Source organism: Roseateles sp. (assembly GCF_965262435.1).
GTDB lineage: Bacteria > Pseudomonadota > Gammaproteobacteria > Burkholderiales > Burkholderiaceae_C > Paucibacter_A.
Map to the genome: position 1 here is coordinate 2,617,983 of NZ_OZ253537.1, position 15,009 is coordinate 2,632,991.

The window sequence follows — 15,009 nt, forward strand, 5'->3', positions numbered from 1 at the left end:
GCCCTGCGGATCAGTGGATCAAGTGCGCAGGGCCAGGCCGCCGGCGGCGCGGTTGCGGTTGTTCAGGCTGGCAATCGGAAGCACATAGCGTTCCTGCAGTACACGAATCTGCTCGGCCAGTTGCTCGGCATCGTCGATCTTTTCGGCATGGCGCTTGAGCACCAGGCTGGCCATATCGATCAGCTTGGAGTTGCGGGTCGCTTCGCCTTGCTGGATCAGCAGCTCCACGCCGGTTCGGGCCGATCCGCGCATGGAATGCCGCATCGCAGTTTCCGCCACGCCAAAGATGCGGGTGTGGCAGCTGCGGAACTCGTTGGCCACGGTCTCGTTGTCCTCGCTCACCGAGACCAGCAATTCCGAGCTGGCCTTGGAGGTGCAAAAGCGCAGCCCCAACTTGGAGATGATGGGCCCCATCTCATCGAGCTGAATGGCCAGCTTGGAGAGGCGAATCCAGATACCGACCAGCAAGCTGCCCGCCTCCAGGTCGAAGTCCTCGGCGTCGGCCTCCTGGCTCAGCTGGCGCGCCAGTTCCAGGGCATTGCCGACCTTGTGGTCTGACAGAAAGCGTAAGCCGCGGAACACGGCCTCGAAGCGCTGCAGGCGCTTGGACTGCGGGCGCCGTTCCAGCTCCTGCATCATGGCGTCGTGCGAATACTTGAGCCCCTTGCTGTCCTTGTTGTCGAAGCGCATCAGGCCAATCAGCACCAGGCTCAGCATGTCGAAGAGCTTGGAGCGCAGGCCCTGTGCCATGGTGCGCTCCAGCATCTTCAAGGCGTCATCACGCTGGCCGGCATAGAAGGCGAGGCTGCCACAGCGCTGTTGGCGCAGCAGGCATCCCGGGGTGAGCTTGGCCGCGGTCCGGTAGGTTTCCAGGGCCGCGCTGAGTTCGCCTTGCTCCATCTGCACGCGGCCCATGACGTCGTAGGAATCGGCGTGATCGGGAATGTCCCCGATCAAGGTTTCCAGCGTGCGCCGCGCCGCGACCAGATTGCCTGAGGCCAGCTCGGAGCGCGCGACGCCGAGACGCGCCCAAGGCACAGTCTTGGCTTCGATGATGGCGTCATACAGCTTGTGGGCGTCTTCGTGGCGGTTCAGGCGCAGGAGCAGCTCGGCGCCGATTCGGGCGGCGTAGAGCCAGAATTCGGCGCGCGCGTTGAAACGCTTCAAGCAATGGGCGGCAGCGCCCTCGAAGTCTTGTTTCTCGATCGCTTCGAAGATGTCCTTGAGCACGCGCTTGCGGTGGCGTGCGTGGGCCAGCCGGTCGGCCAGTGAGGCACTGGTGTAGGGCTTGATGAGGTAGGCGTCGAGCGCCGCTTCCGCCGCTTCAGCCACTTTGGCGTAAGAGGCCTCACCGGTCACCATCACGAAGACGGTGGAGTAGGGCAGGAGCTGCTCGCGCCGCAGTTCGTCCAGCAGGTCCTGGCCGGACATTTCGGTGCCATCGAAGTGGTAGTCGCACAGCACGATGTCGTAGGTCTTGTGCTCCAGGATCACCCGGGCATCACTGACCCGCGAGGCCTGGCGCACCTGCTGCACACCGAGGTCGCGCAACTGGGCCGAAAGCAGGCTGCGCGAGGTCGAGTTGCTGTCGATGATCAGCGCGCTGGCGCTCTGGATCTCGCGGTCCATCATGGCCATGCTGTCTCCTTGCAGGCGCGTCCGGGCCCAGTGCCGGTCATGCCTGGGGCGTGGGATGGTTTGATGGGCTGATGGGGGATCACTCAGCAAGTATCGGCTGCTCGGCGCTTTGACTTGAGCCTACTTAAGGACACAACAAGGGGGTGATCGCCCGCCAGATCGCAGGGCATGGCCGCATGTGGGCGTAAAAAAGCGCCCGGGCTCCGAGGAGCGAGGGCGCCGTCATGGCGGGTCAGGCTCGGCTCGCCGAGCCTTCAAGGCTCACTTGAAGATATCCTTGACGCGGTCGGTCCAGCTCTTGGCATTGGGCGAGTGACGCTCGCCACCATCGCGGAAGCTCTTGTCCAACTCCTTCATCAGCTTGCGTTGATGCTCGGTCAGCTTGACCGGGGTTTCCACACTGATGTGGCAATAGAGGTCGCCCGGGTAGCTCGAACGCACGCCCTTGATGCCCTTGCCGCGCAGGCGGAAGGTCTTGCCGTGCTGGGTGCCTTCGGGCAGTTCGATTTCGGCCTTCCCGCCCAATGTGGGCACCTCGATGCTGCCGCCCAAGGTGGCCGTGGTCAGGCCCACCGGCATGGTGCAGTGCAGGTCGTCACCGTCGCGCTCGAAGATCTCGTGCTGCTTGATGCGGATCTCGATGTAGAGGTCGCCCGAGGGGCCGCCGTTGACGCCAGGTTCGCCATTGCCGGCCGAGCGGATGCGCATGCCTTCATTGATGCCGGCCGGAATCTTGACTTCCAGGGTCTTGCTCTTCTTGACCTTGCCCTGGCCGTTGCAGGCGGTGCAGGGGTCCGGAATGATCTTGCCGGTGCCGTGGCAATGCGGGCAGGTCTGCTGCACCGAGAAGAAGCCCTGGCGCATATGGACCGTGCCCGAGCCATTGCAGGAGCCGCAGCTCTTGGCACTGGTGCCGGGCTTGGCGCCGGTGCCGTTGCAGGTCTCGCAGCCTTCCCAGCTCGGAATGCGGATCTGCGATTCCTTGCCGCGCGCCGCTTCCTCCAGCGTGATCTCCATCGCATAGGACAGATCGCTGCCGCGATAGACCTGCTGGCCACCGCCGCGTCGGCCGGCACCACCGGCGCCGCCGCCGTTGAAGATGTCGCCGAAGATGTCGCCAAACGCCTCGGCAAAGCCGCCGAAACCTTCCGCGCCCGGGCCACCGCGACCGCCCATATTGGGGTCCACGCCGGCGTGACCGTACTGGTCATAGGCCGCGCGCTTCTGCGCGTCGGACAGCATCTCGTAGGCCTCTTTGACCTCCTTGAACTGTTCCTCGGCCTTCTTCGCACCGTCGCCCTGGTTGCGGTCGGGGTGGTACTTCATGGCCAGCTTGCGGTAGGCCTTCTTGATCTCGTCCTCGGTGGCGCTCTTGGCGAGGCCGAGGATTTCGTAATAGTCACGCTTTGCCATGGGCGGGGTCCGTGCGGTTCAAAACAACAGCGCCGCGTCGAGCGTGGGGAGCATCAATACTCCGTGGCTGCGGCGCGGCGGCGATGACGGCCGGACCCTTTCGGAGCCGGCTCGTCGACGGTCTTGCTTACTTCGAGTCCTTGACTTCCTTGAACTCGGCGTCGACCACATTGTCATCGGCCGGCTTGGCCGAAGCCTGCTGGGCCTGCGGCTGTTCGCCACCGGCGGCGCCGGCTGCAGCAGCCTGGGCCGCTTGTGCGCCTTGGGCGTCGGCGTAGATCTTCTCGCCCAGCTTCTGGCTGGCCGTCATCAAGGTTTCGGTCTTGGCTTCGATGTCGGCCTTGTCGTCGGACTTGATGGCTTCTTCGGCGGCCTTGATGGCTTCCTCGATCTTGTCCTTCTCGCCGGCTTCCAGCTTGTCGCCATGCTCGCTCAGCGACTTGCGCACGCTGTGCACCAGACCATCGGCCTGGTTGCGGGCCTGCACCAGCTCGACCTTTTCTTGTCCTCGCCAGCGTTGGCTTCGGCGTCCTTGACCATCTTCTCGATCTCGGCCTCAGACAGGCCGGAGTTGGCCTTGATGGTGATCTTGTTTTCCTTGCCGGTGCCCTTGTCCTTGGCGCCGACGTGCAGGATGCCGTTGGCGTCGATGTCGAAAGACACTTCGATCTGCGGCGTGCCGCGCGGTGCCGGCGGGATGCCTTCGAGGTTGAACTCACCCAGGCTCTTGTTGCCCTGGGCCAGCTCGCGCTCGCCCTGGTAAACCTTGATGGTCACGGCCGGCTGGTTGTCGTCGGCGGTCGAGAAGGTCTGGCTGAACTTGGTCGGGATGGTCGTGTTCTTGGCGATCATCTTGGTCATCACGCCGCCCAGGGTTTCGATGCCCAGGCTCAGCGGGGTCACGTCCAGCAGCAGCACGTCCTTGCGCTCGCCGCCCAGCACCTGGCCTTGAATCGCGGCACCGACGGCCACGGCCTCGTCCGGGTTCACGTCACGGCGCGGTTCCTTGCCGAAGAACTCCTTGACCTTCTCCTGCACCTTGGGCATGCGGGTCATGCCGCCGACCAGGATCACGTCGTCGATGGCGCCGACGGCCACGCCAGCGTCCTTGATGGCGGTGCGGCAAGGCGCGATGGTGCGCTCGATCAGCTCGTCCACCAGCGACTCCAGCTTGGCGCGGGTCAGCTTGACGTTCAAGTGCTTGGGACCGGTGGCATCGGCCGTGATGTAGGGCAGGTTGACGTCGGTCTGGGCGCTGTTGGACAGCTCGATCTTGGCCTTCTCGGCGGCTTCCTTCAGGCGTTGCAGGGCCAGCACATCCTTGGTCAGGTCGACGCCTTGCTCTTTCTTGAACTCGCTGACGATGTAGTCAATGATGCGCTGGTCGAAGTCTTCGCCGCCCAGGAAGGTGTCGCCGTTGGTGGACAGCACTTCGAACTGCATTTCGCCATCGACATCGGCGATTTCGATGATGGACACGTCGAAGGTGCCGCCGCCCAAGTCATACACCGCGATCTTGCGGTCGCCCTTGCCATGCTTGTCCAGGCCGAAGGCCAGGGCCGCAGCGGTCGGCTCATTGATGATGCGCTTGACGTCCAGGCCGGCGATGCGGCCGGCGTCCTTGGTCGCCTGACGCTGGGCGTCGTTGAAGTAGGCCGGCACCGTGATCACGGCTTCGGTCACTTCCTCACCGAGGTAGTCCTCGGCGGTCTTCTTCATCTTGCGCAGGATTTCGGCCGAGACTTGCGGCGGTGCCAGCTTCTTGCCGCGCACATCCACCCAGGCGTCGCCGTTGTCGGCGGCGGTGATGGTGTAGGGCATCAGGTCGATGTCCTTCTGCACTTCCTTCTCGGTGAACTTGCGACCGATCAGGCGCTTGACCGCGTAGATGGTGTTCTTGGGATTGGTCACGGCCTGGCGCTTGGCCGAGGCACCGACCAGGATCTCGCCATCTTCTTGGTAGGCAATGATGGACGGGGTGGTGCGAGCGCCTTCGGCGTTCTCGATCACGCGCGTCGTGTTGCCTTCCATGACGGAGACGCACGAGTTCGTGGTGCCCAAGTCAATGCCAATGATCTTTCCCATGGTCTTACTCCTGAAGATTTGTTGCGTTGCCGGCGCCCTGCCTCGTTGAAGCCTGGGCTGCCTGATGGTTCTTAGCTGTGGTTGCAGGCGCGGCTTTCAAGCCGGGCCTGCGCTTTTCTTTACTTCGGCGCGGTGACCGTCACCAGGGCCGGGCGCAGCACGCGCTCGGCGATGGAGTAGCCTTTTTGCAAGACCATCACCACGGTGTTGGGTTCCTGCTCGGCCGGCACGACCGAAATGGCCTGGTGCTGATGCGGGTCGAATTTGGTGCCGGCGGCCGGGTTGATCTCGGTCACCTTGTTGCGTTCCAAGGCCGCGGCCAGCTGGCGCTTGGTGGCGTGCACGCCTTCCAGCACGGTCTCGACTTTGGCGTCGGGCAGGGCGATGGCGGCTTCCATGCTGTCCATCACGGGCAGCATCGATTCGGCAAAAGATTCCACGGCGAACTTGCGTGCCTTGGACATTTCCTCTTCCGAGCGGCGGCGGATGTTCTCCACCTCGGCCTTGGCGCGCAGGTAGGCGTCCGACATCTCGGCCAGGCGCGCTTCCACTTCAGCCAGCTTGGCCTCAGGGTTGCTGCCAGCTTCGGTGGCTGCGGTCTCGGGAGTCGGCTCTTGGGGGGTAGGGGTCGCTGTGGTCATGATGCAAAAAGAAGCAATGGCTGACAGATGGGCGTGATGCCCTGGAATTCAAGAGGGGTTTTTCAGCCGAAATGACAAGGGGCAACTTTTGATTGTCTCATTCGGGCTCGGCCGCAGCCGACCAGCGCTCCCAGTCGCTAAGGCGGCGCCGGTCCTGTTTGGTGGGCCGGCCCTGGCTGATGGTGGCGGCCGGCTCGGGTGCCAGGCGCCGGCGCTCGGCCGCTTGCTCGCGCCGACTGACGCTGTCCGGCGTTTCTTCATACATGCCCTGGGCCTGGGTGGCCGGGCCGCGTTGCGGGCTCAGGCCGAGTACGCGGACCTCACGGTCCACCACACCCTGGCGAAAGCGCAGCAGGTCGCCCAGCTTGAGTTCACGCGAGGCCTTGGCCAGCTGGCCGTTGATCTGTACCCGGCCTTTGCCGATCTCCTCGGCCGCGAGCGAGCGGGTCTTGAAGAAGCGCGCCGCCCAGAGCCATTTGTCCAGGCGCACGCCGGCGCTGGCCGACTCTTGTGATTTCATGGGCCAGATTTTCGCTCAGGACAGCGGCAGGTCCACGCGGGCGTCCAGGCCGGCGATGCTGTGGCCATCGGCCTTGCCATCGCCATCCACCCGGTTGCACAGCTCGATGCGCCCGCCGAGCGACATCACCAAGGCGTGGCAAATGGCCAGGCCCAGGCCCGAGCCCGACTGCGAATCGCCGCTGGCAAAGGGCAGGAAGAGCCGGGCCTGCTGGGCGGGCGAGAGGCCGGGGCCGCTGTCGGCGATGGTCAGGCGTGCCCAGCGGCCCATGAGCGCCAACTGGATGCGCAGGCTGCCACCGGCAGGTGTGTGCAGGATGGCGTTGTGCAGCAGGTTGCGGGTCAGCTCGCGCAAGGCCCATTCATGGCTGGCGATGGTCGCGGGCTCGGTGTCGATGTCGAAGTCCAGGCCTTGCTGCACGATCAGAGGCGCCAGGTCCAGTGCCACGGCGCGAGTCACTTCCGACCAGTCCTGCAGCGGCATCGCCGCGTCGGACTGCGCGCCCTGCTGGCGCATCTGCTCCGCCTTGGCCAGGGCCAGCATCTGGTTGGCGACCTGAGTGGCGCGTGCCACCGTGGTGTCGATCTCGGCCAGCGCCTGCATGGGCTCGACATCGCCTTGCCGAGCTGACTGCACCTGCACTTTGAGCACGGCCAGCGGTGTGCGCAGTTGGTGCGAGGCGTCGCGGACAAAACGCTTCTGGTGCTCCAGCAGCCGGGCCTGGCGCGTCAGCGCCTCGTTGGTCGCGGCGATCAGGGGCTGCAGTTCGGTGGGCAGGCCCGGCGCAGGAATGGGGCTCAGGTCGTCGGCCTCGCGCGCTTCGATCAGCTCGCTGAGGGCGCGCACCGGCCGTGTCGAGCGCTGCACCACCAGCCAGACCACGCCGGCAATGACTGCCAGCATGGTCGCCTGGCGCCAGAGGGTGTCCAGCAGCACCTGGCGAGCCAGGGCGTGACGCAGGTCCAAGGTTTCGGCCACCTGGATGGTGGCCTGGCCGATCCCGGCCTCGCCGGCCACCGGTTGCAGCAGCACGGCCATGCGTACCGGTTCGCCGCGGTAGAAGTCGTCGTAGAAATCGACCAGGGCCGCGTATTTGCTGCGGTCGGGCAGCTTGCCATGCCAGGCGGGCAGGTCGTCGTAACCCGAGACCATCTCGCCCTGGAAACCGATCACCTTGAAGTACAGACGCGTGCTGTTGCCCGACTCGAAGGCTTCCAGGGCGGAGTAGGGCACGCTGGCCAGCAGGCGCGGGCCTTGCGGTGTGCCGGCCACGCCCAGCAGTTCGCCGATCGCCTTGGCCGAGGCCAGCAGGGTGCGGTCGTAGGCGGTGTCCACGGCGCTCAGGGCCTCACGGTAGAGGCTCACGGTGTTGATCGCCACCAGCACACCGACTGGCAGCAGGATGCCCAGCAGCAGGCGGCTGCGCATGGACAGCCGGCTCCAGCGTGCGGCTTCTGCCCCGGCCTCAGCCATGGCCGTCGTCGGCCTGCAGCAAATAGCCCAGGCCGCGCAAGGTGGCCAGCTTGGCGCTGCTGCCACTCGCCGCCAGCTTCTTGCGCAGGCGATAGGCCACCACCTCGATGGCATCGGGCAAGGCCTCGCTGGCATCGGCAAAGACGAGATCGAAAAGCCGCTCCTTGGCCACCGCCTGACCGGGCTTGGCCAGCAGGGCGCGCAGCAAGGCGGCTTCGCGCGGCGCCAGGTCCAGAACCTGGCCCTGCAGGTAGACCGCGCCACTCTCGGGGTCGGCGCGCAAGCCGCAAAAAGCCGGCGTGGCCAGCCGCTGTTCTTCCGGAGCTGCGGCACTGCCGCGGCGCCGCACCAAGGCGCGCACCCGAGCCTCGAGTTCATCGAGGTCGAAGGGTTTGGGCAGGTAGTCGTCGGCGCCGATATTGAGGCCCAGGATGCGGTCGCCCAGGGTGCCGCGCGCCGTGATGATGATGACCGGCGTGTTCAGCCCTTCGGCGCGCGCCTCGCTGAGCACATCGAGGCCGTCCCGCCCCGGCATGGACAGGTCCAGCAGCACCACATCGGGCAAGCTGGCGCGCCAGCGCGAGAGCGCGCGTTCGCCGTCGTCGCAGGTGCTGACCTGAAAGCCACGGCGCTCGAACGAGCGCTGCAGCGTGGTCTGCATCGCCTGGTTGTCCTCGATCACCAGCAGTTTCATGGCGGCGACGATAGCAGAGCGCCTTGGCTCCGAGCCGGCTCGGTCGCCTCAGGTTTTGTCCCAGGGCTTTGGACAGGCATTTGACAGCCAGGGTCAGCACCATGTCAGTGCCAGCCGGGTTTCGCCCGCCTTGCGCGCAGCGCCCTCGCAGCGTTGTGACCTCAAACCTAGAACCGGAGACAAGAACGATGAAGCGTGGAAGCAAATCCTGGGCCCCCTGGCTGGCCCTGGCCGTTCTCGGCAGCAGTGCCGGCCTGGCCTCAGCCCAAAGCAATGTGACGATCTTCGGCGTGCTGGACGTGGGCGTGCAGCGCCTGAAGAACGGCAGCAAGAGCCTGTCCATGGTCAGCATCGACGGCATGCAGACCAGCCGCCTCGGCTTTCGTGGCACCGAGGATCTGGGCAGTGGCCGGAGTGCCAGCTTCCATTTGGAAGGCGCGATTGGCCCCGATGTCGGCTCGGGCGGCGACTGGCGTCGCCGTGCCACGGTCAGCTTGAGCGACAAGGCCGCCGGCGAGGTCCGCCTGGGCCGCGACTACACGCCCACCTTCTGGAGCATCAGCCGCTTCAATGCCTTCGGCACCAACGGGGTCGGCGCTGCCAGCAATCTGGTCTATGGCTTTGACGGCGTCTCCGGCACGTCCAAGACCGTGGTTCGCTCCGACAACTCCGTTGGTTACTTCCTACCCGGCAATCTCGGCGGCATTTATGGCCAGGCCATGGTGGCCGCAGGGGAAGGGTCCACCGGCAAGTATGTAGGCGGGCGCCTGGGTTATGCGGCGGGCGCTTTCGATGTGGCCGGCGCCTGGTCCGAGACCAGCAACACCGCCGCCAATGCCAAGTTCAAGGTCAGCAATCTGGGCGCCAGCTACACGGTCGACGCCTTCAAGCTGATGGGGCTCTACCACGTCAGCAAGCAGACCACTCGTGAGCAAACCAACTGGGTGCTGGGCGGCAACTACACCCAGGGTGCCCATGTGCTGCGTTTCAGTCATGTCCGCTCCAAGAACAGCGACAGCGCCAACGGCAGCGACTACAGTGGCAAGCTGCTGGCCCTGGGGTATGTCAACAACCTGTCCAAGCGCAGCTCGATCTATGCCACGGCATCTCGGGTGCAGAACAGCGCGACCGGCAAGTTCCTGATCCCTGGTGGTTCGGCCGTGCTGGCCGGTCAAAGTTCCACCGGCACGGAACTGGGCATCTACCACTCGTTCTGATCGCTGCGGGCCGCCCTGGACCAGAGCTGGGGCGGCACCGGTCGACAACAAGACATCAAAGCACTGGAGACAAACACCATGCGTCGCGACACCTTTCTGAAATCCCTGGCCGCCCTCGCTGCCGCCGGCGCCCTGCCGGAGTTGGCCAGCGCCGGCGCCAGCTTCAAGATGATGATTCCCGCCAACCCCGGTGGCGGCTGGGACACCACGGGCCGTGCCCTGGGCAAGGCCATGCAGGACGCTGGCATGGCGTCCTCGGTGCAGTATGAGAACAAAGGCGGCGCGGCCGGTGCCATCGGTCTGGCCCAGTTTGTCAACGCCAGCAAGGGCGATGGCAATGCGCTGATGGTCATGGGTGCCGTGATGCTGGGCGGCATCATCACCGGCAAGCCGCCGGTCAGCCTGACGCAAGCCACCCCGATTGCGCGCCTGACCAGCGAGTACAACGTCTTTGTGCTGCCGTCCAACTCGCCGCTCAAGACCATGAAGGATGTGGTCGAGCAGATGAAGAAGGACCCCGGCAGCGTCAAGTGGGGTGGCGGCTCGCGTGGTTCCACCGAGCATGTGGCGGCAGCGATGATCGCTCGTGATGTCGGCGTCGACGCCTCCAAGATCAATTACGTGCCCTTTCGTGGCGGCGGCGAAGCCACGGCGGCCATTCTGGGTGGCAATGTCACCGTCGGTGGCAGCGGTTACAGCGAATTCGCTCAGTACATCGAGAGCGGCAAGATGCGCCCCATCGCCGTGACGGCACCGACCCGGCTCAAGGGCCTGAATGTGCCGACGCTGCGCGAGCTGGGCATCAATGTCGAGATTGGCAACTGGCGCGGTGTTTACGCGCCCCCGGGCATCAGCATGGAGCAGCACAAGGCGCTGACCGACATGATGACCCTGGTGTTCCGCAACAAGAGCTGGATCGAGTCGCTGGAAAAGAACGGCTGGACGCCGACGCTGCTGACCGGCAAGGCCTTTGCCGACTTCGTGGACCAGGAGTTCGCGATGTTGCGGGCCGTGATGGTCAAGTCCGGAATGATCTGAGCGATCACGCGCCGGCAAGGCGCGGCATGCGTATCCAGCCAGGCGGGAGCCTGGCGGGATGACGCTGAACACATTTGTTAGCGAGGGTCCTATGGCGACCGAAACCTCTTCCTCCGTGCTGCACCAAAGTCTGGTCGGCGGCGGCGCGCTGCTCATTGGCGCGCTGATGGCTTACGGGGCCACTTTCATCCCCTCCGACGCGGGTTACGCCGGTGTGGGCCCCAATGCCTTGCCCTGGCTGGTCTCGGTGGTGCTGATGATTTGCGGTGCCTGGCTGATCTGGGAGGCGCGCAGCGGCGGCTACCGCGCCAGGGAGACGCCTTCGGGCTCGGCCCGGGGCGACTGGAAGGCCGTGGCTTGGGTGGTGGCGGGGGTCTTGGCCAATGCCGGCTTGATCACCGTGATCGGCTTCATCCTGGCCTGCGCGCTGTGCTTCACGCTGGCGGTGCGTGGCCTGCGCATGTCGGAAGGCCGCCCCGGCGGCGATCTGCGTCAGACCGTGGTCGACGCGGTCAGCGGTGTGCTGATTGCCGCGCCAGTGTTCTGGCTCTTCACCAAACTGCTGGCCATCCAGCTGCCCGGCCTGACGGCCAGCGGCTGGCTCTGAGGGCGACGCCATGATGGATCTTTGGAATCAGCTGCTCGGCGGCTTCATGACGGCCGGCACGCCGGTCAATCTGTTCTGGGCGTTTCTGGGTTGCGTGATCGGCACGGCCATCGGCGTGCTGCCTGGTCTGGGCCCGGCCGTGACGGTGGCCATGTTGCTGCCCATCACGGCCCAGGTCGAACCCACGGCCTCGATGATCTTCTTCGCCGGTATTTACTACGGTGCCATGTACGGTGGCTCCACCACCTCGATCTTGCTCAACACACCGGGCGAGACGGGCACCATGGTGACGGCGCTGGAAGGCTTCAAGATGGCCAAGAGCGGCCGTGCCGGTGCGGCCCTGGCCACCTCGGCCATCGGCTCCTTTGTGGCCGGCACGATTGCTACGGTGCTGGTCACTCTGTTCGCACCCGTGATGGCCGAGTTCGCAGTGACCCTCGGCCCGCCAGAGTATTTCTGCCTGATGCTGCTGGCCTTCACCACCGTCAGCGCGGTGCTGGGCAAGAGCACGCTGCGCGGCATAACGGCCTTGTTCATCGGACTGGCCATGGGCCTGGTCGGCCTGGACCAGATCACCGCGCAAGTGCGCTACACAGGCGGCGTGCCCGAGTTCATGGACGGCATCGAGGCGGTGCTGGTGGCCGTGGGCCTGTTTGCGGTGGGCGAGACCTTGTACAACGCCTTGTACGAGGGCCGCAGCACCCAAGAGATCAACAAGATGAGCAGCGTGCACATGACCGGCAGCGAGTGGCGCCGCTCCTGGCCGGCTTGGCTGCGCGGCACGGTGATCGGTTTCCCCTTCGGCACCATTCCGGCCGGTGGCTCGGAGATTCCGACCTTTCTGAGCTATGCCGCCGAGCGCAAGCTGAGCAAGAACCCCGAGGAGTTCGGCACCACCGGCGCCATCGAAGGCGTGGCCGGCCCCGAGGCCGCCAACAATGCCGCGGTGACCGCCACTCTGGTGCCGCTGCTGACCCTGGGCATCCCGACCTCGGTGACCGCGGCCATCATGCTCTCGGCTCTGCAGAACTACGGCATCCAGGCCGGGCCGCAGCTGTTCCAGACCTCGTCCACCCTGGTCTGGGCCCTGATCGCTTCGCTCTACATCGGCAATGTGATGCTGCTGGTGCTCAACCTGCCCTTGGTGGGCCTGTGGGTCAAGCTGCTCAAGATCCCCAAGCCGCAGCTTTACGCAGGCATCCTGATCTTCGCGACCGTGGGTGTGTACGGCATGCGCCAGAGTGCGTTCGATCTGGTCGTCATGTTGGCCATTGGCCTGCTGGGCGTGGTGATGCGCCGTTTTGATTTCCCGACCGCACCGGTGGTGGTGGGCATGATTCTGGGCCCGATCGCCGAGGCGCAGATGCGCAACGCCCTGTCCATCGGCGAGGGCCACTGGGGCGTGTTCGTGCAGCGGCCGATGTCGGCCGGCCTGCTGGCGCTGGTGGTACTGGTGCTGGTGTTGCCGCGGCTGTGGCCGCGGGTGGTGCGCTGGCGCGAGGTGAGGCTGGCGGCGCAGCGCAATGCTGCGCACAGCTCCTGATCTTCGACAAACCGCCTGATCAGTCCTTGGCGCCCAGGGCCAGCGCGCGTTCGCGCTGTGCCGCCAAGGCGGATGCATCGGCCACTTCGCGCGTGGGCCAGCCTTGCAGATGCTGTTCGGCCAGGTCGGCCAGGGCGCGCATGCCGGCTGGGTCGTCGTTCAGGCAGGGCACATAGCTGAAGCGCTGGCCGCCTGCGTGCAGGAACGCTTCGCGCGCTTCCTGATTGATTTCTTCCAGCGTTTCCAGGCAGTCGGCACTGAAGCCGGGGCAGATCAGGGTGACGCTCTTCAGGCCCTCTTGTGCCAGCTTGATCAGGCTGGGTTCGGTGTAGGGTTCCAGCCACTTGGCCTTGCCGAAGCGGCTCTGGAAGGTCACCAGCCATTGCTCACGAGCGAGGCCCAATGCCTCGGCCAGCAGGCGGCCGGTCTTCAGGCATTCGCAGTGGTAGGGGTCGCCCAGGGCCAGGGTGCGGGCCGGCATGCCGTGGAAACTCATCACCAGCTTGTCGCTGCGGCCGTGCTCGGCCCAGTGGCGACGCACGCTGTCCGCCAGGGCGGCGATGTGCTGGGGCTGGTCGTGGTAGCGGTTGATGAAGCGCAGCTCGGGCAGGTGGCGGGTCTGCAAGCTCCAGCGCGCCACATCGTCGATCACGCTGGCCGTGGTGGCGCCCGAGTACTGCGGGTAGGCCGGCAGCACCAGCACGCGGGTGACGCCTTCGGCACGCAGGGCATCGAGTTGCGCAGCGACGGAAGGTTGGCCATAGCGCATGGCATAGCGCACGCTGACACGGTGACCGCGCTCGCCCAGCAGGCCTTGCAGCAGCTTGGACTGGCGTTCGGTCCAGACCTTGAGCGGAGAGCCTTCTGGCATCCAGACGGTGGCGTACTTGGCCGCCGACTTGGCCGGGCGCACGCGCAGGATGATGCCGTGCAGGATGAGCATCCAGATCAGGCGCGGTATCTCGACCACGCGCGGGTCGCTGAGGAACTGCGCCAGATAGGTCCGCAGCGCGGCGGCCGTGGGTGCTTCGGGCGTGCCGAGGTTGCAGTAGAGGAGGGCGGTCTTGGGGGCACTACCGTGGCGGTAGGCGGGTTCGGGCTTCATGCTCATGCGGGCATGATAGGTCTAGTCAATCGCTGACTGGCCTGCGCTGCTGCGTCCTTGACTGAGTTGCAAGGGCTCTGTGTCGGCGAAATGCAGAACTTCGAAACGCACCGTCGGCGAGGTCGCGTCGACTGGCGGGCTGCCCAGGCCGATGGCGCCGCTGCCATGCAGGGTGCAACTGCCGCGCTTGAGGCTGACGATCTCGCCGTCCAGACCGAAGCGCACGAACGTGCCGTTGTAGCTGAGGTCGGTGATGGAAAAGCTGCCGCCATGCCAGTCAACGCGGGCATGCGAGCGCGACACACGCGCGTCGGTGATGCAGTAGGTGGCTTGCACGCTGCGCCCCAGCACGATGGGCATGCTGTCGATGTCGAAGACCCGGTCCAGGTCCATCCAGACCAGGCGGATGCCGTCCGGCTCCACGGCATGGACCACTTCGCCGAACTGCGTGGCTGCCATATCGCCCTGGTTGGGCTGATCGAGCACATGGACATGCACGGGCTCGGCGCGGCCGCGCACTGCGATCAGGTCCAGGCTTCGAAAGCGCAGCTTTTGGGTGCTGGGCAGGCCGTTGAGCACCTCGACGGTGATCAGGGTTTCGTTGTCGCCGGCATGGTCGAGCAGGCGTGCGGCCACATTGACCGCGTCGCCGAAACAATCGCCATTGAGCTCCACCACCTCGCCGCGGGCCAGGGCCACCTGCATGCGCAGGGCGCGCAGGCCGGCCGAGCCTTGCTGCTTGCCGCGTGCCACCAGGCGCTCGAGTTGCTCGTGCATGCGGATGGCTGACTTGACGCCGTCGCGCGGCACCTCGAACACCGCCATCAGCCCGTCGCCCAGGGTCTTGATCAGGCGCCCATTGCACTCGTCCACAGCCCGGGCAATCTGGTTCACCGTCTGGGTCACCAGGGCCGAGGCCTCCGCATTGCCCAAGGTCTCGAACAATGCCGTGCTGCCGCGCAGATCGGCAAACAAAACAGTGCGTTCCCGGATGTGGGTCATGTCAGGGCGAGAGCGGCGAGCGTGAAGTAGTTG

The 15,009-nt window shown here is 65.6% G+C and carries 12 protein-coding genes and 1 pseudogene; 4 read left to right on the forward strand and 9 right to left on the reverse strand.

Annotation, left to right across the window (positions count from 1 at the left end):
- Positions 1-18: 18 nt before the first annotated feature.
- The 7 genes and pseudogenes from ACQY39_RS11235 to ACQY39_RS11265 all read right to left on the reverse strand — a co-directional run bounded on the left by ACQY39_RS11235 (position 19) and on the right by ACQY39_RS11265 (position 8,464).
- Positions 19-1,638 carry a response regulator gene (locus ACQY39_RS11235; protein WP_428506214.1) on the reverse strand — a complete coding sequence of 540 codons (1,620 nt, stop codon included), beginning with the start codon at positions 1,636-1,638 and terminating at the stop codon, positions 19-21.
- A gap of 261 nt (positions 1,639-1,899) precedes the next feature.
- The gene (gene dnaJ, locus ACQY39_RS11240) at positions 1,900-3,051 is read right to left on the reverse strand and encodes a molecular chaperone DnaJ (RefSeq protein WP_263562817.1); all 1,152 of its coding nucleotides are present in this window, start codon (positions 3,049-3,051) and stop codon (positions 1,900-1,902) included.
- Positions 3,052-3,178: 127 nt separating this feature from the next.
- Positions 3,179-5,136 (reverse strand): annotated as a pseudogene (gene dnaK, locus ACQY39_RS11245) (molecular chaperone DnaK).
- Positions 5,137-5,255: 119 nt separating this feature from the next.
- Positions 5,256-5,777 (reverse strand): nucleotide exchange factor GrpE, encoded by a 522-nt coding sequence (grpE, locus tag ACQY39_RS11250; RefSeq protein ID WP_428506216.1) that lies wholly within the window; start codon positions 5,775-5,777, stop codon positions 5,256-5,258.
- Positions 5,778-5,874: 97 nt separating this feature from the next.
- The gene (locus ACQY39_RS11255) at positions 5,875-6,297 is read right to left on the reverse strand and encodes an RNA-binding S4 domain-containing protein (RefSeq protein WP_263519602.1); all 423 of its coding nucleotides are present in this window, start codon (positions 6,295-6,297) and stop codon (positions 5,875-5,877) included.
- 15 nt (positions 6,298-6,312) lie between these two features.
- Positions 6,313-7,725, reverse strand: coding sequence for a sensor histidine kinase (locus ACQY39_RS11260; protein ID WP_428506218.1), 1,413 nt, complete (start codon positions 7,723-7,725; stop codon positions 6,313-6,315).
- A 37-nt stretch (positions 7,726-7,762) separates the two neighbouring features.
- Positions 7,763-8,464 carry a response regulator transcription factor gene (locus ACQY39_RS11265; RefSeq protein ID WP_428506220.1) on the reverse strand — a complete coding sequence of 234 codons (702 nt, stop codon included), beginning with the start codon at positions 8,462-8,464 and terminating at the stop codon, positions 7,763-7,765.
- 188 nt (positions 8,465-8,652) lie between these two features.
- On the opposite strand from ACQY39_RS11265, the gene ACQY39_RS11270 reads away from it, so the two are divergent.
- The 4 genes from ACQY39_RS11270 to ACQY39_RS11285 all read left to right on the forward strand — a co-directional run bounded on the left by ACQY39_RS11270 (position 8,653) and on the right by ACQY39_RS11285 (position 12,869).
- Positions 8,653-9,681, forward strand: coding sequence for a porin (locus ACQY39_RS11270; protein WP_428506222.1), 1,029 nt, complete (start codon positions 8,653-8,655; stop codon positions 9,679-9,681).
- A gap of 78 nt (positions 9,682-9,759) precedes the next feature.
- Positions 9,760-10,719: a Bug family tripartite tricarboxylate transporter substrate binding protein gene (locus tag ACQY39_RS11275; RefSeq protein WP_428506224.1), complete on the forward strand. Its 960-nt coding sequence runs from the start codon at positions 9,760-9,762 to the stop codon at positions 10,717-10,719.
- Between the two features lie 91 nt (positions 10,720-10,810).
- Positions 10,811-11,326: a tripartite tricarboxylate transporter TctB family protein gene (locus ACQY39_RS11280; RefSeq protein ID WP_428506226.1), complete on the forward strand. Its 516-nt coding sequence runs from the start codon at positions 10,811-10,813 to the stop codon at positions 11,324-11,326.
- A 13-nt stretch (positions 11,327-11,339) separates the two neighbouring features.
- Complete coding sequence (locus ACQY39_RS11285; protein WP_428510786.1) at positions 11,340-12,869, forward strand: tripartite tricarboxylate transporter permease; 1,530 nt, start codon at positions 11,340-11,342, stop codon at positions 12,867-12,869.
- Between the two features lie 19 nt (positions 12,870-12,888).
- Here ACQY39_RS11285 and hemH read toward each other — a convergent pair whose 3' ends face one another.
- Both hemH and ACQY39_RS11295 read right to left on the reverse strand, forming a co-directional pair.
- Positions 12,889-13,980 carry a ferrochelatase gene (gene hemH, locus ACQY39_RS11290; RefSeq protein WP_428506228.1) on the reverse strand — a complete coding sequence of 364 codons (1,092 nt, stop codon included), beginning with the start codon at positions 13,978-13,980 and terminating at the stop codon, positions 12,889-12,891.
- A 15-nt stretch (positions 13,981-13,995) separates the two neighbouring features.
- Entirely contained in the window at positions 13,996-14,976 is a 981-nt protein-coding gene (locus ACQY39_RS11295) for an adenylate/guanylate cyclase domain-containing protein (protein WP_428506230.1), read from the reverse strand.
- Positions 14,977-15,009 lie beyond the last annotated feature (33 nt).